Here is a 22,443-nt window from a genome sequence, read left to right on the forward strand (position 1 = left end):
GCATTGCTTATCACTTGGGGGCGCAGAGGAAGGGGCTGCTGGAGCCGAGGGCTTGGCAGACGACCAGATCGAAGACCTTGAAGAAGACTTGGCTGGAGCCCTGGCTCACGGAGAAGCCGACGTCGCCGCCCGCGAGGCGGTCGAAAGAACCGTCACCGCCCGCGATCGCGGGGGCAGCCGGGGCTTCGGGGGCGGGTTGCAGCGTCAGGGGTGCCGCGGTGGCGGTGCCGGCCGTGGCGGCGGCGATCAGACATCCCGCCGCGACGGCGAGAATGCGGTGGGTGGCAATGGCTTTCATGGGTGCTCCTGACGATCCGTGATGTCGCTGGTCACCCTACGCATGTCTGAAGCGTCAGAATTTCAAATGGTTGCCCCCAGTTATGTGGTCAGCACACCACCAACCGGCGTCACTCCGCTTCGGAGAACGAGAGCACGACACGCATGAACAGGTCGGCACGACGTTCCCGAATCAGCGCCTTATCCGGCTCCATCAGGCACTGCGTCATCGTGCCATCCTGCACCGCGACCAGCGCCTGCCCGAAAGCCTCACGGTCCGTGACCTTTCGGCCCACGCGTTCGAGCAAGGTCTCGACCACCGGCAGCAATGTGGCGATGATCGCCTCCTCGCGCGCGACCATCACCGGCCGCAGCTCCGGATTGCGCAGGGCATGCGCGGCGAATTCGAGAGTGATGCGAAACCACTTCTCGTCCATCGGAATCGCATCCAGTACGTGATCGACCATCCGACGCACTTCGCGAATATCGGTGACCGGTTCCCGATCCAGCACCGCGGTCACATCGGCCAGCAACTGTGCGGCCTTCTCCTCCCACAGGGCCAGGAACAGTTCGTCCATCGAGTTGAACTGCGAGTAGAAAGCGCCCCGCGTGTAACCCGCGCGCTCGCAGATCCGTTCCGGCTTGGACCGTCCGAAACCCACCTCGGCGAGCACCTCATAGGCGGCATCCAACATGCGCCGTCGGGTCTCACCGCGCCGCTTGGTGACACGAGGCCCCGCCGGGGGCGCGGAGTCGGACGCGGCGGCTTCGATCGACTCGGTCACTTCATCCCTTCGATTGCCGGTCGCCGTCGCGACCTGCTGAGACCATACCCGCGCATCAGATCCGAAACCCGATCGGATACAGCGATGCCGACGCCGAAGATGAGCAGAAATTAATGTCGTACAAGGGTAAAGGCTTCCGCGTTACCTCGACTTACGCTCCGATACCGACCCCCATCTCATCGGTTCGAGGAGTAACTGTGCAGCATCAGGCGGAGCGGGAAGAGATCGTGGATGCGGTGGCCGACCTGTTCGCATGTGGGGTAATCCCGCCGTCACGGCAGGCGACCTTCTCGGTCCGGTTACCCGACGGCGACATCCTGATCACCAGCGGTGAGAGCTCGCACGGGTCGCCCGCGGCGCAATTCGGACTGCTCGCAGCGGACGGGACCCTGAAAGACGGCAGCTCGAGTGCCCTCTCGGCATCGATGATTCCGATACACCTGGCGATATTCGCGGCCCAGCCGGGATTCGACGCCATCGCGCACACCTATCCCCCGTTCACGACGGCCTTCGCGGTGGCCGACCGCCCGCTCGTCTCTCGCTACGAGCCGCTGCTGCGCGCGGGCCAGCGCAACGAAATCAGTGTGGTTCCGTGGTCCCCGGAAGGCGGCGACACCGCTGAATCCATCCGGAAGATCGTGGCCTCCGAGCCCGGCAACCGGGCGACGTTGCTGGCCAACAATGGGATCATCGCGTATCACTCGACACTGCACGAACTCGTGCAGTTGCTCATCGCCATCGAGGAATCCGCGGCTCTCGAACTCCGCGCGGCCCAGCTCGGCGGAGTTCGCTAACCGAGCCCGGCGGTGTATGTGTGCACCCCCCAGCGGCGCACACATACACCGGCCTCGTCAGGACTCGGGCAGCGGTCGCGGCAGGTCACCCGGCGGCAGCGCACCGCAATTCTGTGGTGCCGGAACACCATTGAAGCGATCGGCGAGCCACCCGATGGTCTTCAATTCCCACACCGAGCCGGCAATGCCGTGACTGCCCGGGTACTGCTCGTATTGCACCGTGACGCCCCGGTTGCAGTACTCCTGCGCCAGTCCGGCGGTGTCTCCGGCGAGCATGATGCCGTCGCCCGCACCGAGTTCGGGTTTGGTCAAGGTTCCTTCGAGTTCACCGATGGTGCCCTGCGCGATGTAGAGCGGAATGGTCGGCGTGCCCCCGGTGCTCATGATCAGCTTGTTCGCCACCCGCACCAGCGCCGGAATCGACTCCGGCCGAGGATATTCCGGCTTGACCATCTGCCCCCACTGCAACAACGGGCCACCGTTCAACGCGGCACGATCCAGGCACCCGTTCTGAACCGTGTTGGTGATGCGCTGCCCGTAATCGGTCAGGTACGGCGTCATATCCACCTCATACGCGCGGGAGATGCCGACCAGCGCCATCGGCAGTACCGTCGACCAGAACAGCGAACCCTCGGCATAGCTGATATTGCGAATCGGATTGGCGGGCAAGCCACCTGACGCCGCACCCACCAGATGAGAGTTGACATCGGGTGCGTACTCCGGAGCCAGCTCGCTGGCCCATTCGGTCCCGATTCCACCGCCCGAATAACCGATCATCCCGATCGGCACATCCGCGGGCAGTCCCACCTCCGGCGAGTTCATCGCGGCCCGAATGCCGTCCAGAACACCCATCCCGGCTTGCGGTCCCACCCCGAAGTCCGGACGCTGACCCTCGAAGTCCGACACGACCACCGTGTACCCCGCGGTGAGCAGCGCGATCACACCCGCCGCCTCGGCCGTGAACGCGGAGCCGAGCGGTTCGTCGAACCCACCGGCCACGTTGTAGGAGGGCTGGCAGGAACTGCTCAGGCTGTCATACGCCGACTGATACGAGACCAGCCGGGTTTGCGCGGTGGGCACGATCGGTTTCATCACCGAGGCCGCTGTCACCGCGGGCGCCCCCAGCGCGCTCGTGGTGCGGTACAGGAGCTGAGTCACCTTGATAGGCAACGGGATTCCGGCCACATGGAAATCCACGGTACGGGTCTTCAGCACCGCGCCCGGCGATACCTCCGCCAATGGATCCGGCCCGTCGTAGGAATAGAAGGGATCGGCCGAAGCCGGTGCCGCCGACGCCATCGGCGCATCGACGACCTGCGCCGACACCGCCACCCCCGCCATGGCCACCACGGCCGCCACCGCACATCGGCTGGCCACATCGAACAACTGCATAGAACGTCCCACCTCACGAACATGACCGAATGACAGAGTCCCCTGCCCGACTGAAGAAGGCCAGGCATCACATGCACTATCCCATCCGATACGGAAGTGAACTGAGTTTTCGGATGGACGCCATTGTGACATGGAGCACTCCCCTATGCGTTCACGCGGTGTCGCGCGTCACATGCTGACGAAAGCGCGGCCCTGTACCAGCGCGGATGAAATATTGAATTCGATACAGACTCGGATCTGATGAGCATTCGGCGATCCGGCATCCAGACAGGTACGTGAGGTGGGACGTTCTATGCGATTGTTCGATGCGGCGCGCCGGTGTGCGGCCGCGGCCGCGGTGACTGTGGCGATGGTGGCGGTGGTCGATCTCGCGCCGGGCGCATCCGCATCGCCCGCCGCCGACCCGTTCTACTCCTACGACGGGTCGGTCCCGCTGGGCGATCTGGCCCCGGGAACCGTGCTCAACTCTCGGACGGTCGACTTGCACCTCTCCGGAAACGCGTTGCCTATCACCATGACTCAACTGCTGTACCGCACCACGAGCGCGCTGGGCGCACCGGCGGTGACGGTGGCCTCGGTCATGAAACCGCTCGCGCCCGCCGCCCAGGCCCGACTCGTTTCCTACAACTCGTACTACGACAGCCTCAGTGCGAGGTGCGAACCGTCCTACCTGCTCGCGGGCGGAGCCGACGCGCCCACCAGCACCGGCTTCGACGCCGAATCGGCGGCGATGATCGCGTTGCTCACCCAGGGTTACACCGTCGTCACGGCCGACTTCGAGGGCCAGCGACCGGATTTCGGGGTGGGACCGCAGGCCGGTATGGGCGTGCTGGACGGCATCCGGGCAGCCCTGAACTCGCCCGATGTCGGATTGCCCGCGGATACACCCGTCGGGATGATCGGCTACTCGGGCGGCGGGATCGGCACCGAATGGGCCAGCGAGCTCGCCCCGGAGTACGCGCCCGAGGTCAACGCCCGGCTCGTCGGCGCGTCCGAAGGCGGCTTGCCCGCCAACCCGATTCGCAGTGTCGCCTACGCCGCCGGTTCACTGTCCTGGTCGGCGATTCTCCCGATGGCGCTGGTGGGCATCTTCCGCGCCTACGACCAGGATCTGACCCCGTACCTCACCGACTACGGCAGGCACATCGCCGACAGCCTGCGGGATGGCTGTGTCGAGCAGTCGAAACAGTATGGCGGTCCGGCGCTGACCTGGCAGGCCATGGTCAAGCCGGAATATCCTCGGCCGGAGTCGATTCCGGCGCTGGTGCGGGTGGCGAACAAGCTGATCATGAGCACCGGTGGCACGCCGACCATTCCGCTCTACATCGCGCAGGGCACCATCGGTGAACTCGAAGGAACCTTGACCAAACCCGAACTCGGTGCGGGCGACGGCATCATGCTCGCCGGAGACACCGCCGGACTGGCGCAGGAGTACTGCAACCGGGGCGTCACGGTGCAATACGAGCAGTACCCGGGCAGTCACGGCATTGCCGGCTCGGTGTGGGAATTGAAGACCATCGGGTGGCTCGCCGATCGCTTCAATGGTGTTCCGGCACCACAGAATTGCGGTGCGCTGCCGCCGGGCCAGCTGCCACAGCCGCTCTCCGAAAACTGACCGAACCCGGTTGTGGCACTGACACCGCCGGCGCTCCCGTTTCCAGGAGCGCCGGCGGCGTGCTATCGGTGCGGTCACAAACCCGCGTTGGGTCCGAGTGGAATGTTCACCCAGCTCGGAGCATTCGGATCCAGTTGCAGATGCTGGGGCGCGAGCTGACTGTCCGCCAACGTCGTTCCCATGGGCACCGATCGGGGGAAGTTGGCGGCGTAGATGTCAACGCGCAGCCGGTGCCCGGGTTGCAGTACCGCGTCGGTGGCTCTCGCACCGATATCCAGGGTGGTCGCCTGGCCCGGTACGGTCGGCTGCCGATCCGCAAGCGTCAGAGTCGGATACGGGTCGATGTAGTCGCCGTTCGCCGAACGGGTGGAATGCGCGTCGTCGATCTTGCGCAGCGACGAGACCAGCTGCCCGGAACTGATCGCGGTCGATCGGCCGTCGGGGGCGACATCGTTGATGCTCACCACCCAGAATCCGTCGTTCGTGTCGTGAACCGTATTCAGGTGCACCGCAATCGGTCCCGACACCACGGTCGGTCCCGCGACCGGCGCGCTGGTGAAGGTGAGCGCACTGACCTCCGCGATCCGGCTGTCGTACGCGCAGATATCCAGGACCGCTGTCGCGCCCGCGGTGATCTGGGCCGAGTCCCGCGAGCAGATGGTTGCCAATCCCGGTGCGACGGTGAGCGTTTGAGTATCACTCGGCACATTCGCGGTGAGGCTGCCGTCGTGCGCGACCAGTGCGGTGGTCCCGCTGGGCGCTCCCGAGAGATACAGCCGCCGATAGTCGGCCTCCGGCCGCGGGAACTGATCGACGCCGGTCCAGCCGCCACCCTGCTGATACAGGGTGTACGGGTCATAGTCGTCGATCCCGTTGTCAATTCCCTTGAGCCACTTGTCGAACCAGGCTCGCTGCAACACATCCAGCCGCGGCGGAGTCCCCGGTTGTCCATTGCGACCCAGCGGGGTGGCGTGATAACCGTCGCCCATGATGAGCTTCTTCTGACTGGACGGCAGTTGAATGTTGTTGAACGCCTTTACTTCCGAATACGCGAACAGGTCGTACCAGCTGCCCACCAGGAACGTGGGCACCTTGACATTGTCGACGCCGCCCAACCAGGCCTTGTACCTGGCGTTGTCGGCGGTCATCAGGCTTCGCGTCGACTCCGGAATCATGTCGGGCTTCAGGCTGAACAGATAGCCGATCAAGGTGTCGATCATGGTCAACGGGCTGCTCACCCTGTCGTTGAACCACTTCCAGTCGAACTGACCGGTGAAAATCGATTCCAGGTCGGGAATCAATTTCGCCATGTTGACCGCGAGCAGCCAGGGCGCGAGGAAGCCGACGCCGAACTCGCCGCCTGTGTTGGCGATGTCGTGCAGGATGTCATTGCCCGGATCGACCGGGAAGATGGCGGCCAGCGACTTGGAGCCCTGCTGTGCCGCGTGCAGCTGATTGATGCCGCAATAGGACACCCCGGTCATGCCGACCTTGCCCGTCGACCACGGCTGCGCACCGGCCCAATCCGCGATCTCGGCCGTGTCCTGCTGCTCACGAGGCCCGAATACATCCCAAACTCCTTGGGAGAAGCCGGTTCCGCGCGCATCGACCACGACCATCGTGTAGCCGCTCTGGATCAGCTTGCGGTCCACGCCGGCGAAGATGCGTCCCATGCCCGCGGGCGCGGTTTGAATCAGATCCGATAAGCCTTTGAATCCGAACGCGGACAGATCGATCATCGTCGCGAGCTTGGTGAGAACGTCGTAGAGCACCGGCATCGAGATGGCGGAGTCCGCGATATTGGACAGCAGCTTCGTGTAGGGCGTCACGTTGACGATGGTCGGCAGCTGCTCGGTGATCGGGCCGTTGGCGTCCGCGGGCCGGTAGACGTTCGCCTTCAGCACCGTGCCGTCACTCATGGTGATCGGGACATCCCAATCGATGTGCACCGCAGGATATTTCGGCGCCGACTCGTAGTCGGCCAGCCACCGGGCACCCGCCGCGCCCCCATCCGGTTCCGCCACCGCGGGCGGAACCGACAACATACCCGCGACGATCACCGCGGGTAGTAGCACGCCCGCGCCGCGCATGAGGCGCCGCCAGCCCTTCATAAGCATTGTTCCCCGTCCCTGCTCCAGTTACGCCACATTCTGCGTCGAATGAGACGCCCGACACAGTATCAGATCAGATCCACAACTACATCCAATGCAGAAGTGGATCGAGTGGTCGAGCGGGTGGGCACTCTCCGAGCAATCCACAGGTGCTGCGACCTCACGCAAAGTTGCTCTCGAGTGCATTTCGACCGCTATCGAGCCTTATGGAGCCCGCCGCAATGAGAATGGACAATGCGGTATTTCTCGCAAGACACTCTCGACTGTCGCATTCGCAGTGCACCTGCATCGCACGATGCGCCTCGGCGACAGATGTCGGGATATGCGAAGTAGCATCGATGACCTTCGACGGCCACGCCTGACAACTTCCCCGTGTCGCGGCCGGTCGGAGCCGCAAAGCATGAAACAGCAGCACTCCCAACACAACCAGCAGCGCGTACACGACCATCATGGCAATGCCCCGGACCATTGGGACGCCATCGATTGGGCGGCTCCCTGGCCGATGAACGGATACAGCGCAATGAATACCAGCATCGACATTTGTGGTTGCTCCTCGGACTGATGCGACGAGGGAATGCATTCACCTCTTATCGGATCGTAGGTGAGTCGATACCGAAGCTTTTTATCTCCCGGCGACGTTTTATTGCACATACAGGAGAAGGAGCCCATGGTTTCGCTACCGGTCAGCTACGCGCGGCAACAGGTTCCATGCCGTCAAGCATCGGATTGCATCTTGAATCTGATGCAAGCGGGGTAACCTGGCGCCGAAGCATTTTCGACAGTTCGACAGAAGGATTCAGCGTGCAACCGACGAGCATCGCCGATCCCACCGCGTCCGTTCCCCCGGCCCCGGGCCGCCGGGTGACCAAGCGGCGCGGCGAAACCCGCCAGCGCATGCTCTCGGCAGCCTACGAGGTGTTCGCCGAAGCCGGTTTCGGCCGTACCAAGCCCGAGATGATCTGCGAGCGCGCCGGTTACACCCGCGGCGCGTTCTATTCTCAGTTCTCGTCGATGAACGAGCTGTTCCTCATACTGTGGGCACAACGCTCACAACAACTTCTCGCCGATATCAACGCGGTGCTGGACGCCGAGCCGATCGCCCAGATCCACGACCCACGCGAGGCCGTGGACCATGTGTTGCGCGCGGTTCCCATGGACGAGAAGTGGTTTCGCATCAATTCCGAGTTCAACGCGCATGCCCAGCGCGATCCGGAACTGCGGCGGATAGTAGTCGCCCAGGAAAAGGAGAACCTGGCCGCCCTGCTCCCCGCCATCGAGACTCTGTTGCATCGCGCCGGGCGGACCATCATCGACCGCGACGAGCTGGGCCAGGCCCTGGCCGCGGTCGAAGACGGAACCGCCATCCAATGCATGATGGAGCCCGACCGGGCGGATCTGCGGGAGCGCCGCGCCAAACTCTTTCTGCATGTCGTGCTCGCCTATACCGCCGAGGTCGATTCCTCACGGTGATCGATTGCGCGGCTTCAGTTTTGGCCGTGCCGACCCGGGGCCGCGCTGCCGTGGTATTCGCCGAGGTCGGCTACCAGCTGGGTGACTTCGGGGTAATTGTCATAACGACGCTGGTGTAGCGCGGCGATTTTCGCGCCGAGTTCAGGATCGAAATCGTCGGCGATATCGAAGGATACGAACTTGTCGACCAAGGGTAGCCCGATGCGGTCCGTATGCAGGTGGGACGGGTGGATGAGGTATTCCCAGTAGCCGTCGAGGTCGTCGATGACATAGACGGCGCCGTAGTCGTATTCGCCGCCATGGTCGGGGCCGACCGTGAAGTGTCGTACCGATGGGATTTGACGGCCCTGATTGCGCAGGCTTTCCAGGGCTTCCTCGAGCTGCGCCGCGGAGACGCCGGGCTTGATGGTGAAGCGATTGCCATGGTAGATCATCGTTTTCAACCTTCTGATCGGTGTTCGTATTGCGAACCTTGCCAGTGTGTGACTGTTCAATCACTCACGTGAGTGACTGTACACTCACTCACCGGGGGCTGTCATCTGTTCCGACGGATATTCATTGCGAGCGCGGCCGTCACCGCTGCCGAGTCGGCCGCACGATGATCTCGTTCACGTCGACATCAGCCGGCTGATCGATCGCGTACGAGATCGCCGCGGCTATGGCGTCCGGGGTGATCGCGTGCGCCCGGTAGGCGCGCATCGCCTGTGCCGCACCGGATTCGGTGATCGAGTCCGCCAATTCGGAGGTGACCACGCCGGGCGAGATGGTCGTGACCCGGACCGAGGGATCGCACTCCTGGCGCAGCCCTTCGGTGATCGCCCAGGCGGCGTACTTGGTGCCGCTGTACACCGCGCTGGTCGGCACCACCTGGTGTGCACCCACGCTTGCGATCGTGATGAAGTGCCCCGAGCCCTGCGCGGTGAAATACGGTAGCGCCGAGGCGATTCCGTGCAGGAGACCGCGAATGTTCACGTCGATCATCCGGTTCCACTCGTCGACAAGGAGCGAGTCGAGCCGGGATAGCGGCATCACCCCGGCGTTGTTCACCAGCACGTCGACGCGGCCGGTTCGATCGTGGGCGGCCTCGACGAATGCGGCGACGTCGGCCGGATCGGTGACGTCGAGCCGGATGGGGTGCAGATCGCCGTTGGTGCGTTCGGCAAGTGCGTGCAGTCGGTCGATGCGCCGGGCGCCCGCGATAACGCGATGTCCCGCATCGGCCAGCCGGGCGGCGACCGCTTCGCCGATTCCACTGCTGGCACCGGTGACCAGCACTGTCTTCTGTTTCGTAATCATGCCGACAACGGTGACCCCGATGCGACCGCGGCGGCAGGCCGCCGTTCTCCTCGGAGTGGCGCACCCAGGATCACCGTGCCGCCGCGGCCTACGATGACCGATATGGCAGCTACCGAACTCGGCGACTACCTGCGCGCCCGCCGCGCGGAACTACGCCCCGAGCAGGTCGGGCTCCCGTCTGCCGGACCGCGCCGGGTTCCGGGTCTGCGGCGCGAGGAGATCGCGCTGCTGGTCGGGGTGAGCGTGGACTACTACATCCGGCTCGAGCAGGGCCGTGAGCGCGGCCCGTCGGCGCAGGTGGTCGATGCCCTGTCCACGGCGTTGCGGCTCGACTCCGACGGGCGGGAGCATCTGTTCCGACTGGCCGGGCTCGCCCCGCGCGCCCGCACTTCCGCCGTGCCCGACCGCGTCGACCCGGGCCTGCGGCAACTCATGACGGCATGGCCCGACAATCCGGCCATCGTCTACAACCGCGCGTGCGATGTGCTGGCCTCCAACGCGATTGCCGACGCGCTCTTCCACGACTGGACCCACTCGCGCAATCTCATGCACATCGTCTTCACCGATCCGGTTGCCCGGCAGTTCTATACCGATTGGCACGACGTCGCGCACAACGCGGTGGCCGGATTCCGGTTCGGCCACGGCGAAGCGCCCGACGACCACCGGATCCGGGAGGTGCTCAACGAATTGCTCAGCCACAGCCCCGAATTCGCGAAACTTTGGACTGCCCAGGATGCTCGGGGAAAGTCCCTGCAGAGCAAGAACTTCCATCACCGCGACGTCGGCCCGCTCACTTTGACGATGCAAACCTTCGATGTCCGTTCCAGTCCCGGACAAGCACTCGTCGTCTACCACGCCGCCCCCGACTCCCCCAGCAGTCATGCACTCACCCTGCTCGGCTCCCTCGCCGCGACCGGTCACCAGGGTTTCTGATCGGGTAGGGATTCAGCTTGCCGTCGCAAGCACACGCCAGACTTTTCTGGAACGCGAGCGGATCTGCGGGGCCGCGTATTCGATTCGGCGACGCGCTTCATTGGCGCTGATCCGGAGCAGGTCGGTCAATAGCTCTACGGTGTCCCGGTAGCCGGTATCGGCGGCGAGGCCGCGACGGTCGGCTTCGGCGACGGCGGCGCGCATGGCGGCGTCCAATCGCCTTCGGCGGCGTTCGGTTTCGACGAGGGTGCGCAGCAGGTCGACATCGGTCAGGTCCGGCCATCCCGGCGCTGGAGCATCCGGCGCCAGCGCGATCGAATGTGAGTTCACGCGAGCCAGACTACCCCAGGATAGAACATATGTTCGACTATTCATCGTGCCGGATCTGCTCGATCAAACCGCCCGCGCGCGGCGCGGCCAAGCCATTGCCGGTAGGGCATAGCCAACCACCGCGATCAGGTAGATGGCCAGCGCGGCGATGGGCACGAACAGGCCCAGCACCGCGATCGCGGCGAGTGCCACGAATCCGATGATCGCCTGGCGAGTCTCGGTCCGGGCCACGTCGGGCGAATAGCCCGGCTTCAGCAGTGTCGGGTCTCGGCGCACAGCCATCCACATGACGATCCAAGCGCCCGCCTGAACCGCGGCGGTGAGGAAGTAGAAAGCGGTGGCGACCCCGGCATTCCAGCCACCATCTTCGAGATGATGGGCCAGCACCGTTGTAGGAAAAGGCAGGAACGCCACGCAGAGCAGCACCAGCAGATTCCCGGCCTGGAGCGGGCCACTCACCTGCCGGATGCGGGCGAAGAAGGCGTGGTGCGTCAACCAGATCACCCCGATGGTGGCGAACGAACCCAAGTAGGCCAGGTAGCTCGGCCACAGCCCCAGGAGCTGCTTCAGCAGGTCGCCTTCGGTTTCCGGCAGGCGAATCTCGATGACCAGCAGGGTGATTGCGATTGCCATGACGCCGTCGCTGAACGCTTCCACCCTGGAAGGGTTCAGGGTCCGAACGGGGACTTCCTCGATCGGCGCGTCGGTCATGGTCAGGACTTTACGAGCACGACTCCGTTCTGTGAGTTCAGCCGCGCCGAGGCCGCGCACCGCTCATCGAGCATGGCCCCGGCGTAACCGAGGGTCATCCCGACCTCGTATTGGGGGCGTGCGGTTGGATGTATCGAGGTGGCGGCGGTTCCGGGAGGGGTCTCATGATGAATGCGAACGAATCGGTTCTCGATGACCGTGGAGTTCCGTGCGCGTTCTTCGAGCGAGACGAACGCGACGGCACGCCGTGGGCTGACGAAATCACCTGTGCGCCAGGCTATTCAACCGACATCGCAGCAGCCACGGTTGTGCGGGCGCTGGCGGGTTGGTGCGGTACCGCTGAAGGGGCATTCGGGTCGACTCTCCTGGACGCGGGTGCACAGCGCCTGCGTGCGTTCCACACCTACACGCTGCCGCTCCCCCGACCCGAACCCGAGCCGCAACTGCCCGCGGGGCTGCGCGCCGTTCCCGCCGCCGAGGTGCGACCCGCCGCTCTGCACGAGGCATTGCTTGCGGCATATCCGCCGAACCATCCCGACCATGATGACGACGCCCTGCAAGCCCTCGACGGACTTTACGACGGGACGCTCATAGGTCCGATGCTGCCGTGCAGCACCGTGGCATTGGACGGCGAGCGGGCCGTTGCCGTAGTGCTGGTCCAAGACTACGAGGGCGAGCCGCCACTCGGAGGCCCATGGATATCCGAGGTCTTCCGTCAGCCCGGCCCCGCCTACGCCGGGATGGGCACGCTCCTGCTGCGCCGCGTGATCGCCCGCGCGAGCACCTCGGGTCTCACAACCCTGGGCCTGGCCGTCACCGAAACCAACCCGGCCCAGGCGGTTTACGAACGACTCGGCTTCACCCGAACCGCCACCTGGACAAAGATGGCATTCCCCGGCAACAGCTTTGATCCGAGTACGGTCGAGCAATGACCCGCTACACGGTCGAAGTGACCAGCGACCCAAAGCAATTCAAGGAACAGGCGTTCGGATTCCTGATGCGCGATCCGCTACGCCACACGTTGATTCTGTCGATTGTGCAGGATCGAGTGGCCGGGATCGTGGTTGATCCCGAACCGTCGTTCTTCGCGGTGGTCCGCGTGGACAGTCAGGTTGTCGGCGCGGTCATACGAACACCGGGTCGGCGCATCCTCCTAGGCGAATTACCCTTCGCCGCAATAGAAATGGCAGTGGCTTCGTTAGCCAAGGTGATCTCGGACGCGCCGGGCGTCTACGGTCCGGGTGAATCGGCCGCAGAGTTCGCACGGCAGTGGACAGCGCTGCGGGGCAACACGTTTCGATTGACCACACGCATTCGCGCCTACTCGCTCGGCGACCTCCGGCCCGCGCAAGCGCCCGGTCACGCACGTCGCGGCAGACCGGATGATCTCGAACTATGCCTGCACTGGACCGAGGAGTTCGCCGCGGAAATAGCCGAACCACCGATGACCCACACGGATGTCTCCGCCCGCCTACAAGCCGGACGTTGGTGGCTCTGGGAACACGAAAACCGCCCAGTGAGCTTGGCCGGACACTCGGTAACCCTCTTCGGCACAACCCGCCTCGGACCGGTCTACACACCACCACCCGACCGCAAACACGGCTACGCGAGCGCACTGACCTCCCATGTATCGACCCACATCCTCACCGAAGGTTCGCACCCATGTCTCAACGCCGACGCGAACAACCCAACCTCCAACAAGATCTACCAGGCATTGGGCTACAACCCTGTCGCCGACTACGTCAACTACGACTTCGCACCACCCACCCGCTGACCGATCCGGTTGTCGTAGTGGCGATATAGCGTGTCGTGATGTGATCCCGCTTCGGCGGGCACACCGCAGAGTTGTTTTCAATTAAGGGATTTCATGTCGTTCGATACCGAATGGGATGCCGCCGAGCGCGCGGTCATCCGGCCTGTCGGTATTGGGTATCCCTGTCACCTGACTTCTCCACTTGATCGAATGTCTTCGTCAGGAGCCGTCGCCGCCGTGATCGGCGGATCAGCGCGGAGAGAGGAGGGCTGATGCCAACAGCCGGTAGCGAATCATTCCGAGCCGCACTGCTGCACGACGTCGACGGAGTGCTCAATCCGATGCGGAGTTCGGACCGGCCCCGACCGGCCAGATATGCTCCACAACTGCTGCGGCCCAAGGTTTTTCCTGGAGTTCCCGCATCCGCAGTCGAGGTGTGGATCGATCCGGACCACGGCCGTCTGCTGCGCGAGCTCGCCGACGCGACCGATGCCGAACTGGTCTGGGCGACCGCATGGGAACACGAAGCCGCACGTCTGCTGGCCCTCATCCTCGAGTTGCCACCACTCGACGTAGAACCCCACCACACCGCCCTGGCAAAGGACTTCCTGTTGCGGTGAATCCCGCATTTGACAGTGGCGGATAGTCTTGCGCCACAATCGATCTAGCAGTCACCACTCGGTCTAGGCGGGCAGCAGGAATCGATGGATGGCGGACGCGAATTGCCGGAGCTGCTCACCTGCTTCCAGATCGGTCACGACTGTCGCGGTCGACGAGATGGATTGGCTCGCATGGCGGTTCAGGCTCCATACGAGTCGAACGTGTCCCAAGGTCAAGTGCTGCGCCTCGATCCGCAATTCGTGATCCATGCTGTCCCACACCCGGATCCCTTGCCAGCCTGCGAAATCCCGCTCCAATGTGTCGAGAAAGCTTGGGAGCGAGCGGCCCGCAACGTAATCGAGCATGAGTCCACGCATTGAGGCCGCCAAACCCTCGGCAGAGAACTCCACGCATACCGCGACAAAGTCGTCGTCGTAAGGCTCGGTGCGATGCCACAACCGAACCCGAGTACCGAGCAAACGATCCACGACCTCGACCGCATCATCTCGGTCGACCATCTCACTGTCGAATTCGCAGGCCACCTGTCGAGCCTAGCCACATCGGTCACCGGCCTCGGTTGGGCCGGTGGTCTGTGACGGTGGTACCTGCGGAAAAGGTCCACCGATGGAAAGACAATCGCGGCAGCACAGTTTCGACGTCGACCACGCTGAGCAAGGCATTCAACGCAAGCGCGTCAAGATGATGCGGTGCCGGAACGATCAAGGCGTCCACGTCGGCCTCGCGAACCACGTCGACCAGCGGAATCGCCGAAACCTCCGCCGCCCAGATCAGCCCAAATCCGAGATGACGGGCAAGCCGTCGAATTCGGGCCCGGTCCCATTCCGGCGCTTCGGTCACACCGATATCGAGCCATCCCAGTGCCGTCGGTTGTTTTCGCATCGCCAAGCCCCCTTTGGTTGTTGGCGGGGTAAGGCTGACCGTACGACCGACACGTAGCTCACTTCATTCCGTCATATTCAGAAACTGCTGGGATATACGAGAATCGGTATATGCTGCGCTCAGCAGCGAAAAACGTTGGTGCTCAATGGCCAATCTGATATCGACCACGAACGCAACGCCTACGTAGCGGGGTATCGAATGCCTATGACGACGGGCGCGGCCATCAGGCGGATACGTGTATCCAACGGAATGACACAGGCCGAGCTCGGTGCCCTCATCCATTTCACACAGCCAGCGATCTCCCAGCTGGAGCACGACGGGCCAGCCGCTTACGACGTCCGGGTTCTGCGTCGGGTAGCCAAGGCGTTGCAAGTACCGTTGTCCATGCTGGTTGTGGAATCGGACGAGGAGGCCGACACGGACCGCCGCAAGTTCCTGAAGGGAGGCCTGGTCGGTGCCAGCGCTGCCGTCGGTCCGCGACGGGGCAGCACGGCAACGACTAGCAACGGGATCGCCGTTGGCCTGTCCGATGTCGAGCGAATTACGAACGGCATCAACCAGATTCACAAGATTCAGCTCATGGTTGGCGGCGACCGACTCTGCGAGCTGGCCGTCAACGAAGCGCGCTACGTGGAGCAGCTACTCGACCATGGCAACTACACGGACAAAGTCGGGAAAGCACTGACTAGCGCAGGCGCAGAGATGATGACCGCAGCTGGGTGGATTCACTACGACGCGGGCAAGTGGAATGCGGCCAGAAGGTACTACGCCGATGCTGCCCAAGCCGCGACGGCTTCGGGCGACGGTATCGCCGCGGCTCACGCTTGGATCAATGCGTGCCTGCTGTCATATCGAGAAGGCTCGCGACCGAAAGAAGGGGTCAAACTAGCCGAAGCGGCTCAACTCGCGGCGAGGCGCGAAGGCGGCCCGAAGTTGCGCGCGTTGGCGGCTATCCGGGAGGCCGAGGCCTACAGCGTGATCGGCGACCGATCAGCCATGGTGAGTGCAGTCCGTCGTGCCCATCGGGCGTTCGATTCAACCCGCGGTCACGATCCAGGGTATCTGGCCTTTCTGTCAGCGGCGCAGCTCAGTGGCCTGACCGGGCTTGCATTCATGAGGATCGGAGACCACGCAGAGGCAACGAATTACCTCGAGCTGGCAATCAGCGGCACGTCCGCCTACCCACGTGAGCGCACAGCGTGGCAAATTCGCCTGGCACAAAACAATGTACGGGCAGGCAAGGTCGCCGACGGATGTACCTTGCTGCTCAACAACTTTGAGGACATCAGCACTGTTGCCTCACAGCGGCTACGGACGGCGATGACCGAATTCGCGGCGGACGTACGACCGTACCTTGCTGTTCGTGAGGTACGCGGCTTTCTGGAGCTGTGGACCGCGCGCTGACTGGCGACCCTAGGCCCCGCCAGCGACGTAATCTGCGATTCGCCTCGCCAGCCTTCGGTATCGCCGCATCATGTCGTCGTACGACAGGCAATAGTCGCGAGTCGACGGAAAGCCCTTGGTTTTGGGCGCCGGCTCAGAAAATTCTGTCCCAGAAGGGAACTGCCGCTCGGTGAGATCAACGCGTCGACCGTCAATGACGTTGAAGTAGTGGGAGACCGTCTCGCCGCTGGGCAGCGTGGCGACTGAATTCAGGATGTCGCCGCCAAGGTAGTCCTGGACCACGCATGCCGTGACCGCACACTGCCCCTTCGCGCGATTGCCTTCACTCCACGAAGCAGAACTGCTTGTATCCGCAGACCAGGACTGCTCGAGCGCGCCCCTCAGGGCTTCAACGGTGACAGTGCCGCTCATATCTACACGATACGTAGATCTGGCCTACGACAACGGCCTCAGTCCACCCGTTTGCCGTGAGACGCATCGCGGCGAACCTGTGACAGTGTTCGTGAACAATTTCCGAGTGATAAGCGGTGATCGACGCTCATCCGTTCGAGTGCCCTGGTCGACCAAATCCAGCACCAACCAGGGCACGGCTCCGTCCTTTGAATCAGAATCACACGATCATCGGCGCACGTTATCGAGTCGAGAGTCGTTCGGCCAGTACATCTTCCGCATAGCAGCGTTGGCGATGTCGCTGCCTGCTCAGCGTGTGAGGCTCCACATCCGGATGGCTCCATCGATGAAAGCGGCGGTGGCGAGCATCGTGCCGTCGGGGCTGAACGCCATCGCTTGTGCCGATGTCGCGATGGTGCGTGTGCAGGTGCCGGTGGCGATGTGCCAGAGCTGGACGCCGGTGGTGTCGGACGAGGTGGCGAGCACGGTGCTGTCAGGGTGGAACGCCATCGTCCTGACTGCGGGCGTGGGTATTTCACGGATTACCTCGTCGGTAACAGTCGAATGCAGCCGTAGCCGCTCTCCTGTGCAGACGGCACGGACGGTGCCGTCCGGTGTGGTCAACAAGCGCCGCACAGGCTTTCCGGGCAGCTCGTCGAGCGTCCCATCGGGCCGGAAGATCACCCCGCGCAGCCCCAACATGGACAGGTTCTGCACGTACAGCTGCGTACCGGAGTCGATGTCCCACACAGCGGCCTGCGCCGATCCGGACCTGAGGCCCCAGACGGCGAGCGATGTACCGTCCAGGTTGAACGCGATCCCGTACATATGGATCGGATCCGGGTGGTCACCAATCTTGATCTCCCGCTGGGGCCGCTCCATATTGAGAATCGTGGTCAAGTCTCGCTGCGCGGATCGGTCGCCGTTCGCGAACAGCGACCGCAGCAAGGTGATTGCGGCGTCGCGCTGGTCTTGCTGCATCAGCAGGGCCGCCCGGGTGCGATGGTAAGCCGCCATCTCAGCAGGCGCGAGAACGTCGATGGCAGCCGCGCGGAACTCGCCGCGCCACCACCCCTGCGAATGACGCACCAGACGCTCGTGCAGCCACTCGTTCGGCCCGATCTCGGGTAGGAGGGCGGCAGCGTCCTCCAGCCGGGGTCGATACGAACCCCACCACAGCAGCACGATCCAGGAAAGTTGTTGTCTCGCATCAATATCCCCCACGGCGACCTCGCGACGGAGTGCATCAATGTACTCGCGGCGCACACCCGCCCGACCGCTGCCCCTGTCGATCAGACCGCGTGAATTCAACCAGGCTTCCACCCGCATCTCATCGAGCGTGCACGGCGGAGCCTGCGCCAGCGCCGCCATAGCCTCCCCATGACGTCCCAGCCCGGCCAGCAGTCGAGCCAAGCGTAGTTGAGCGCCCGGGATCCCGAGCGCGGCCAACGGCCGCAACACATCGACACCTTCCGATATGCGACGATGCCGAACGAGCCAGTCCGAGTACGCCCGTCGCGCGAACCGGTCACCGATGGCCATCCGATCCTGCAACTCGTCCAGACGGTCATCTCGCGCCAGCCAGACCGCCAGTTGCTTCGCCGCATGTACATCGCCGACATCCGCACACGCGCGCAACTCGTCAACGCGTCCCGCGCGCGCCAGCCGCTTCGCGGTTTTCAAGGGATTGTGTCTATCGATCTGCACGCCGATCATTGTGCCGCGCAGGACAAATCGCAGGAAGCGAATATCAGTCCACCCGCAATTCCGTGCTGACCGGTTCGACAAACAACGAAGTGGTGTTTTCGCTCAAGCCCGCACAGATGGACTCCATTGGATGGGAAATACATCAGTTGGTGGAGCGAAGCCGCTCCACGGCGGCATTCAGTATGTGTCGCGTCGGGCTCCATAGGACAGCGGTCTCGTTGCGGTGCGGGAGGTCGATGAGCAAGGAGACGCCGACGCCCTCCAGCGCGGCCGTTCGTGATCGGCCTTCCTTGTGGCTCAGCACCAAATCCTGCGGTGGCTCGGTGGGCGCCTGCCAGGCGTAGAGCCAGCCCTGGTCGCTGTTGTCCAACTCTGGTCCGGCTTGGATGGCTTCTTGCGGAGTCATGCGCAGGTCGAAGCGGATTCGCCGAACCATTCGTGTTTGAAGGGATTCACCATTGCCGGTCAAAGCCATTGGCAGACTGTGCCATCCGGGTGCAGCCGGTGAATGACCTTCGATCACGACATACGGCAGGTCAGGATCGAAGGCTCGGACCAACCTGGACGGTCGCGCGCCGTGGACGGCTACGGACCAGCCCCCATTCGGTTGTTCGACGGGCGAATCAGAATGCACGCACGCAATCTACCGAGCGGTCAAGGCCACAGCACGGCTCTGGACCACTCACCGCCACTCGCGGTATACCGCAAACGCTGGTGCCGACGCTGTGAATCGCCTTGCCAGAACTCGATCTCCAGGGGGCGAACCGCATACGAAGTCCATTCCGCCGGAACCAGATCCGGCGTCAACTCCAACTCGCGCCCGGCCTGTTCGAGCGCGGCGTCCAAGTCACCACTGTCGGCCAGCACCTGACTCTGACGGCGGGTCAGCGCCATTCGCCTCGACCCGTCGGGCCGGGCAAGAAAATCCGCAGCCGCGACTTCGGGCGCATCAGCGACCACCGAGCCGCAAACCCGCACCTGGCGAACCAGCTCCGGCCAATAGAACGTCAACGCCGCCACCGGGCACTCCGAGAGCTCACGGCCCTTCCGGCTCGCGGCATTGATCGCGAAATGCCAACCGTCGCAATCGACATCTTTGAGAATCAGGACCCGCGCGGAGGGCTGTCCTGTCGGGGCAACGGTGGACAAGGTCATCGCGTGCGGCTCACGAACTCCGGTATCCACCGCGAGTCGAAACCACTCGGCGAACAGCGCAACCGGGTCCTCGGGTGCATCACTCGGATCGAATGCGGGCGCGGTGCCTTTGAGGACCGGCAGTCCCCGCAGAATCTCACGCAACCCATCGACAGCAGCCGACTGATCCACCCCACACCCCGATTTCCTTTGGCGTCCAAGATCTTCCGACCACCCTAGCCGCCGGGATCCCCGGTTATTCGGCCTCTGCTAATTCCTCGAGAAGGCCGGAGAAGGCGGTGTGGTCGTCTTCGGTGCCGGTGTGGGGGGCGGCGAACCAGCGTGCGTATTCGGCGATTTCGGAAAGGCGCCAGTCGAGGGTGAAGAGTTCCAGCATCGCGGGGTCGGGGGGCGGCAGGTTGGGTGGCGGGGAGGGGAGGTCTGCGTAGTCACGTTCGCGCGGGGCGAGAGTCAATGACTCCCAGTCGACCAGTCGGATGCCCTCCGGGGTTACGACCTGGTTGTCGTTGTGTGGTTCGCCGTGCGTAGGCACCCAGGAATCCCGTTGGGAGAGTGCGGTTTGCGACAGCTCCAGGTAACGGTCGGTCCAGTCTCGGACAGCGGAAAGATGTGTGGTGAGGGCGAGTCGAGCCTGCTCCGCCAGTGGGCCGCTCGTCCAGGGTTCGGCCGTGTGGGTTCGCAGCTCGTCGGCGAAGCCCGCACCGACCTGCGGGGTCCACGACCGCAGCCCAGCGGGTGGAGCGGCGCGATGCAATTCATCCAGTGCGAGAGCGACTTCGCGCACATGTCCAGGCTCACGCGCCTGCGCCTCGGTGGGACTGTGGCCTTGCAGCCAGGGCGTCACACTGAGCGCACCGGCTCCGATACCGACGGTGAACTGCCCGGAGTGCGTGGGCGTCGGAGCGCACACCGCAGTCAAACCGGAGGCGGCCAGGGTGGCGGCACCCGCGTACGCAGCCTCCAGAGATGCCGCGGTGTGCCGGGGCGCCAACTGGTCCAAGGTGACGAACACGGTTGTGTCCCTGCCGATCACCCGCCAGTGGTGTGCGCCGAAACCCCACGGCAAATAGCTGATATCGCTGATCTCGGGCAACCAATGCGTCGCGACCGCGTGTGAGATCGCCTCATCGGTGATGAACTCGGGACGGGAAAGCACAGGGCCGAATATAGAAGGCGTGCGGGCCGGACTGCACCGGGTTTTCGACCGTGTCTCCTGCTCTGACCGCGCAGCTCGACTGAGATTGGCTGGCGGTGAGTCATATTGCGTCGCCATGTCTGGAAGGTGTCCCTAAAGTGGATCGATGACGCTGCCCCGGCTTATCGCTACCGATCTTGATGGCACACTGTTGCGGGGGGATGGGACGATCTCGCGGCGGACGCTGGATGCTTTGCGGACAGCCGCTGAGGCCGGGGTGGAAGTGGTTGTGGTTACTGCTCGCCCAACGCGTTACGTTGATGCGCTGGCTTCGGTGACGGGGCTGAGTGGGACTGCGGTGTGCAGTAATGGGGCGGTTGTGTATGACATCGCCTCGCGCACGGTGGTGGAGTCGCGGGTGCTGTCCGTCGGTGCCGCGCAAGCGGTGGCGGGCGCGGTCGCAAAGGTGATCGAGGAAGTCGGATTCGCGGTTGAGACAGGCGGTTCGGTGATTTACGAGCCGCGCTATCGGATGCGGTTCGCGGAGCTTCCCGGGTTCGAATCACCGGTGCAGGCTCTGGCTGATCTGTGGGCGCTCACCACTCCCATCGTGAAACTGCTTGCGCATTCGGAGCGCCACGACGCGGACTTCCTGCTGGCGGCCGCCGAGGAAGCCGCGCCGGGGCTGGCGCAGTTCACCCACTCCGGCGGGCCGGGACTGCTGGAGATCAGTGCGCCGGGCGTCACCAAGGCCGGGACGCTCGCCGCACTGTGCGCTGAACGCGGTATCGATGCCGCCGATGTGCACGCCTTCGGCGATATGCCCAACGATCTGACGATCCTGAATTGGGCCGGGACCGGGTATGCGATGGGCAATGCGCACGCGCGGGTGCTGGCGGCGGTGGCCCGGCATACGGTGTCCAATGACGAGGACGGAGTCGCGGTCGTCATCGAGCGACTTTTCAGCGGACACTAGTCCCGGGCTCGCGCCGCCACCGCCAGGCGAATTCGGCCGGTTCGGGTGGGGGGCCGGGCAATTCACCGTCCACGGTCAGGCCCGCCAGCAGCATGGCCAGCACTCGGCGACGCAGTTGCGCGGTGCGCTGTGGGTCGGGCGTGGAGATGGCGGCGCACGATTCAAGGATGAGACCCACATCTTGCGAGGTGACTCCGGGACGCAGGCGACCGGTGGCCTGGGCACGGCGCATGATTTCGTCGTTGGCGGCGGCCGGGCACGTCACTGCGGGCAGGATCGATTCATCAGGGGCGAAGGTGCCCGCGAGGTGCACCGTCAACGAGTGCACGTCGGCGTCGACGACACGTTCGAGGAAGCCGACCAGACTCTGCCAGCCGTCCGAATTCCGCAGTGCCGCATCGGCTTCCAGCTGATAGCGGTGCAGGCCATCGTGGCAGAGCGTGCGCAGCAGGACTTCCTTGCTCGGATAGCGGCGATACAGCGCGCCGATACCCACGCCCGCGCGCTCGGCGACGGCGGCGATCGGGGCATTGGCATCGGCCAGGAATACCGCGCGTGCGGCGTCCAGGATCAGCTCGTCATTGCGGGCCGCCTGCGCTTTGCGGCCGGATAGGGCCTGTCGAGCAGGCGCATCGGGTATTTGCGTCATGATTCAGGCTAACACTTGAAACGGAATACTCCGTTCTGTTCTCCAAACTCGCGGCTACCTC

25 protein-coding genes are annotated in these 22,443 nt (G+C 64.0%); 9 read left to right on the top strand and 16 right to left on the bottom strand.

What is annotated here, in order from left to right:
• Positions 1-10: 10 nt before the first annotated feature.
• Together ACFVUS_RS26480 and ACFVUS_RS26485 are read right to left on the bottom strand one after the other, a co-directional pair.
• Positions 11-298: a hypothetical protein gene (locus ACFVUS_RS26480; protein WP_387771832.1), complete on the bottom strand. Its 288-nt coding sequence runs from the start codon at positions 296-298 to the stop codon at positions 11-13.
• 109 nt (positions 299-407) lie between these two features.
• On the bottom strand, positions 408-1,061 hold the full coding sequence (locus ACFVUS_RS26485; RefSeq protein ID WP_387771835.1) for a TetR/AcrR family transcriptional regulator: 654 nt from the start codon (positions 1,059-1,061) through the stop codon (positions 408-410).
• Positions 1,062-1,258: 197 nt separating this feature from the next.
• On the opposite strand from ACFVUS_RS26485, the gene ACFVUS_RS26490 reads away from it, so the two are divergent.
• Positions 1,259-1,855 (top strand): class II aldolase/adducin family protein, encoded by a 597-nt coding sequence (locus ACFVUS_RS26490; protein WP_387771838.1) that lies wholly within the window; start codon positions 1,259-1,261, stop codon positions 1,853-1,855.
• Positions 1,856-1,912: 57 nt separating this feature from the next.
• On the opposite strand, the gene ACFVUS_RS26495 is transcribed toward ACFVUS_RS26490, so the two are convergent.
• Positions 1,913-3,247, bottom strand: coding sequence for a lipase family protein (locus ACFVUS_RS26495; RefSeq protein WP_387771841.1), 1,335 nt, complete (start codon positions 3,245-3,247; stop codon positions 1,913-1,915).
• A 292-nt stretch (positions 3,248-3,539) separates the two neighbouring features.
• Here ACFVUS_RS26495 and ACFVUS_RS26500 point away from each other — a divergent pair, with 292 nt between their 5' ends.
• Positions 3,540-4,862 carry a lipase family protein gene (locus tag ACFVUS_RS26500; protein WP_387771844.1) on the top strand — a complete coding sequence of 441 codons (1,323 nt, stop codon included), beginning with the start codon at positions 3,540-3,542 and terminating at the stop codon, positions 4,860-4,862.
• A gap of 74 nt (positions 4,863-4,936) precedes the next feature.
• On the opposite strand, the gene ACFVUS_RS26505 is transcribed toward ACFVUS_RS26500, so the two are convergent.
• The gene (locus ACFVUS_RS26505; RefSeq protein WP_387771847.1) at positions 4,937-6,979 is read right to left on the bottom strand and encodes a CocE/NonD family hydrolase; all 2,043 of its coding nucleotides are present in this window, start codon (positions 6,977-6,979) and stop codon (positions 4,937-4,939) included.
• A gap of 702 nt (positions 6,980-7,681) precedes the next feature.
• Here ACFVUS_RS26505 and ACFVUS_RS26510 point away from each other — a divergent pair.
• Entirely contained in the window at positions 7,682-8,443 is a 762-nt protein-coding gene (locus tag ACFVUS_RS26510) for a TetR/AcrR family transcriptional regulator (protein WP_387771850.1), read from the top strand.
• A 14-nt stretch (positions 8,444-8,457) separates the two neighbouring features.
• On the opposite strand, the gene ACFVUS_RS26515 is transcribed toward ACFVUS_RS26510, so the two are convergent.
• Together ACFVUS_RS26515 and ACFVUS_RS26520 are read right to left on the bottom strand one after the other, a co-directional pair.
• A complete protein-coding gene (locus tag ACFVUS_RS26515) occupies positions 8,458-8,877 on the bottom strand; it encodes a Dabb family protein (RefSeq protein ID WP_387771853.1) in 420 nt (139 codons plus the stop codon).
• 139 nt (positions 8,878-9,016) lie between these two features.
• A complete protein-coding gene (locus ACFVUS_RS26520; protein ID WP_387771856.1) occupies positions 9,017-9,739 on the bottom strand; it encodes an SDR family oxidoreductase in 723 nt (240 codons plus the stop codon).
• A 102-nt stretch (positions 9,740-9,841) separates the two neighbouring features.
• On the opposite strand from ACFVUS_RS26520, the gene ACFVUS_RS26525 reads away from it, so the two are divergent.
• Complete coding sequence (locus tag ACFVUS_RS26525; RefSeq protein WP_387771859.1) at positions 9,842-10,672, top strand: helix-turn-helix transcriptional regulator; 831 nt, start codon at positions 9,842-9,844, stop codon at positions 10,670-10,672.
• Positions 10,673-10,684: 12 nt separating this feature from the next.
• On the opposite strand, the gene ACFVUS_RS26530 is transcribed toward ACFVUS_RS26525, so the two are convergent.
• Complete coding sequence (locus ACFVUS_RS26530; protein WP_387771862.1) at positions 10,685-11,002, bottom strand: DUF222 domain-containing protein; 318 nt, start codon at positions 11,000-11,002, stop codon at positions 10,685-10,687.
• Positions 11,003-11,065: 63 nt separating this feature from the next.
• Complete coding sequence (locus tag ACFVUS_RS26535) at positions 11,066-11,713, bottom strand: TMEM175 family protein (protein WP_387771865.1); 648 nt, start codon at positions 11,711-11,713, stop codon at positions 11,066-11,068.
• A 164-nt stretch (positions 11,714-11,877) separates the two neighbouring features.
• Here ACFVUS_RS26535 and ACFVUS_RS26540 point away from each other — a divergent pair, with 164 nt between their 5' ends.
• From ACFVUS_RS26540 to ACFVUS_RS26550, 3 genes are all read left to right on the top strand, one after another.
• On the top strand, positions 11,878-12,645 hold the full coding sequence (locus tag ACFVUS_RS26540) for a GNAT family N-acetyltransferase (protein ID WP_387771868.1): 768 nt from the start codon (positions 11,878-11,880) through the stop codon (positions 12,643-12,645).
• On the top strand, positions 12,642-13,487 hold the full coding sequence (locus ACFVUS_RS26545) for a GNAT family N-acetyltransferase (protein ID WP_387771871.1): 846 nt from the start codon (positions 12,642-12,644) through the stop codon (positions 13,485-13,487). The genes ACFVUS_RS26540 and ACFVUS_RS26545 overlap by 4 nt, the downstream gene beginning before the upstream one ends.
• A gap of 251 nt (positions 13,488-13,738) precedes the next feature.
• A complete protein-coding gene (locus tag ACFVUS_RS26550) occupies positions 13,739-14,086 on the top strand; it encodes an HAD domain-containing protein (RefSeq protein WP_387771874.1) in 348 nt (115 codons plus the stop codon).
• Positions 14,087-14,149: 63 nt separating this feature from the next.
• On the opposite strand, the gene ACFVUS_RS26555 is transcribed toward ACFVUS_RS26550, so the two are convergent.
• Both ACFVUS_RS26555 and ACFVUS_RS26560 read right to left on the bottom strand, forming a co-directional pair.
• Positions 14,150-14,608, bottom strand: a complete 459-nt coding sequence (locus ACFVUS_RS26555; RefSeq protein WP_387771877.1) for a DUF6228 family protein — start codon at positions 14,606-14,608, stop codon at positions 14,150-14,152.
• A 22-nt stretch (positions 14,609-14,630) separates the two neighbouring features.
• Positions 14,631-14,966 (bottom strand): hypothetical protein, encoded by a 336-nt coding sequence (locus ACFVUS_RS26560; protein WP_387771880.1) that lies wholly within the window; start codon positions 14,964-14,966, stop codon positions 14,631-14,633.
• Between the two features lie 204 nt (positions 14,967-15,170).
• On the opposite strand from ACFVUS_RS26560, the gene ACFVUS_RS26565 reads away from it, so the two are divergent.
• A complete protein-coding gene (locus ACFVUS_RS26565) occupies positions 15,171-16,370 on the top strand; it encodes a helix-turn-helix domain-containing protein (RefSeq protein ID WP_387771883.1) in 1,200 nt (399 codons plus the stop codon).
• Positions 16,371-16,379: 9 nt separating this feature from the next.
• Here ACFVUS_RS26565 and ACFVUS_RS26570 read toward each other — a convergent pair whose 3' ends face one another.
• From ACFVUS_RS26570 to ACFVUS_RS26590, 5 genes are all read right to left on the bottom strand, one after another.
• Entirely contained in the window at positions 16,380-16,781 is a 402-nt protein-coding gene (locus tag ACFVUS_RS26570) for a hypothetical protein (RefSeq protein ID WP_387771886.1), read from the bottom strand.
• Between the two features lie 288 nt (positions 16,782-17,069).
• Positions 17,070-18,467, bottom strand: a complete 1,398-nt coding sequence (locus ACFVUS_RS26575; RefSeq protein ID WP_387771889.1) for a WD40 repeat domain-containing protein — start codon at positions 18,465-18,467, stop codon at positions 17,070-17,072.
• A gap of 142 nt (positions 18,468-18,609) precedes the next feature.
• Positions 18,610-18,942 (bottom strand): hypothetical protein, encoded by a 333-nt coding sequence (locus ACFVUS_RS26580; protein WP_387771892.1) that lies wholly within the window; start codon positions 18,940-18,942, stop codon positions 18,610-18,612.
• 179 nt (positions 18,943-19,121) lie between these two features.
• The gene (locus ACFVUS_RS26585; protein WP_387771895.1) at positions 19,122-19,793 is read right to left on the bottom strand and encodes a pyridoxal 5'-phosphate synthase; all 672 of its coding nucleotides are present in this window, start codon (positions 19,791-19,793) and stop codon (positions 19,122-19,124) included.
• A 64-nt stretch (positions 19,794-19,857) separates the two neighbouring features.
• Complete coding sequence (locus ACFVUS_RS26590; protein ID WP_387771898.1) at positions 19,858-20,778, bottom strand: phosphotransferase; 921 nt, start codon at positions 20,776-20,778, stop codon at positions 19,858-19,860.
• A 145-nt stretch (positions 20,779-20,923) separates the two neighbouring features.
• Between ACFVUS_RS26590 and ACFVUS_RS26595 the strand changes: the two genes are divergently transcribed.
• A complete protein-coding gene (locus ACFVUS_RS26595; protein WP_387771901.1) occupies positions 20,924-21,733 on the top strand; it encodes an HAD family hydrolase in 810 nt (269 codons plus the stop codon).
• Here the strand turns inward: ACFVUS_RS26595 and ACFVUS_RS26600 are convergent.
• The gene (locus tag ACFVUS_RS26600) at positions 21,720-22,382 is read right to left on the bottom strand and encodes a TetR/AcrR family transcriptional regulator (protein ID WP_387771904.1); all 663 of its coding nucleotides are present in this window, start codon (positions 22,380-22,382) and stop codon (positions 21,720-21,722) included. The two genes, ACFVUS_RS26595 and ACFVUS_RS26600, sit on opposite strands and share 14 nt — an antisense overlap.
• Positions 22,383-22,443 lie beyond the last annotated feature (61 nt).

Origin of the sequence: Nocardia sp. NPDC058058 (assembly GCF_042885355.1) — a bacterium.
Lineage (GTDB): Bacteria > Actinomycetota > Actinomycetes > Mycobacteriales > Mycobacteriaceae > Nocardia.

What these genes read in the sequence shown, in the direction of transcription:
- ACFVUS_RS26580 (WP_387771892.1), bottom strand. Translation starts at nt 18,942, where the DNA reads ATGGCTTTGACCGGCAATGGTGAATCCCTTCAAACACGAATGGTTCGG.
- ACFVUS_RS26525 (WP_387771859.1), top strand. Translation starts at nt 9,842, where the DNA reads ATGGCAGCTACCGAACTCGGCGACTACCTGCGCGCCCGCCGCGCGGAA.
- ACFVUS_RS26510 (WP_387771850.1), top strand. Translation starts at nt 7,682, where the DNA reads ATGCCGTCAAGCATCGGATTGCATCTTGAATCTGATGCAAGCGGGGTA.
- ACFVUS_RS26545 (WP_387771871.1), top strand. Translation starts at nt 12,642, where the DNA reads ATGACCCGCTACACGGTCGAAGTGACCAGCGACCCAAAGCAATTCAAG.
- ACFVUS_RS26600 (WP_387771904.1), bottom strand. Translation starts at nt 22,382, where the DNA reads ATGACGCAAATACCCGATGCGCCTGCTCGACAGGCCCTATCCGGCCGC.
- ACFVUS_RS26540 (WP_387771868.1), top strand. Translation starts at nt 11,878, where the DNA reads ATGATGAATGCGAACGAATCGGTTCTCGATGACCGTGGAGTTCCGTGC.
- ACFVUS_RS26560 (WP_387771880.1), bottom strand. Translation starts at nt 14,966, where the DNA reads ATGCGAAAACAACCGACGGCACTGGGATGGCTCGATATCGGTGTGACC.
- ACFVUS_RS26480 (WP_387771832.1), bottom strand. Translation starts at nt 298, where the DNA reads ATGAAAGCCATTGCCACCCACCGCATTCTCGCCGTCGCGGCGGGATGT.
- ACFVUS_RS26565 (WP_387771883.1), top strand. Translation starts at nt 15,171, where the DNA reads ATGACGACGGGCGCGGCCATCAGGCGGATACGTGTATCCAACGGAATG.
- ACFVUS_RS26595 (WP_387771901.1), top strand. Translation starts at nt 20,924, where the DNA reads ATGACGCTGCCCCGGCTTATCGCTACCGATCTTGATGGCACACTGTTG.
- ACFVUS_RS26550 (WP_387771874.1), top strand. Translation starts at nt 13,739, where the DNA reads ATGCCAACAGCCGGTAGCGAATCATTCCGAGCCGCACTGCTGCACGAC.
- ACFVUS_RS26505 (WP_387771847.1), bottom strand. Translation starts at nt 6,979, where the DNA reads ATGCTTATGAAGGGCTGGCGGCGCCTCATGCGCGGCGCGGGCGTGCTA.
- ACFVUS_RS26570 (WP_387771886.1), bottom strand. Translation starts at nt 16,781, where the DNA reads ATGAGCGGCACTGTCACCGTTGAAGCCCTGAGGGGCGCGCTCGAGCAG.
- ACFVUS_RS26515 (WP_387771853.1), bottom strand. Translation starts at nt 8,877, where the DNA reads ATGATCTACCATGGCAATCGCTTCACCATCAAGCCCGGCGTCTCCGCG.
- ACFVUS_RS26500 (WP_387771844.1), top strand. Translation starts at nt 3,540, where the DNA reads ATGCGATTGTTCGATGCGGCGCGCCGGTGTGCGGCCGCGGCCGCGGTG.
- ACFVUS_RS26495 (WP_387771841.1), bottom strand. Translation starts at nt 3,247, where the DNA reads ATGCAGTTGTTCGATGTGGCCAGCCGATGTGCGGTGGCGGCCGTGGTG.
- ACFVUS_RS26520 (WP_387771856.1), bottom strand. Translation starts at nt 9,739, where the DNA reads ATGATTACGAAACAGAAGACAGTGCTGGTCACCGGTGCCAGCAGTGGA.
- ACFVUS_RS26535 (WP_387771865.1), bottom strand. Translation starts at nt 11,713, where the DNA reads ATGACCGACGCGCCGATCGAGGAAGTCCCCGTTCGGACCCTGAACCCT.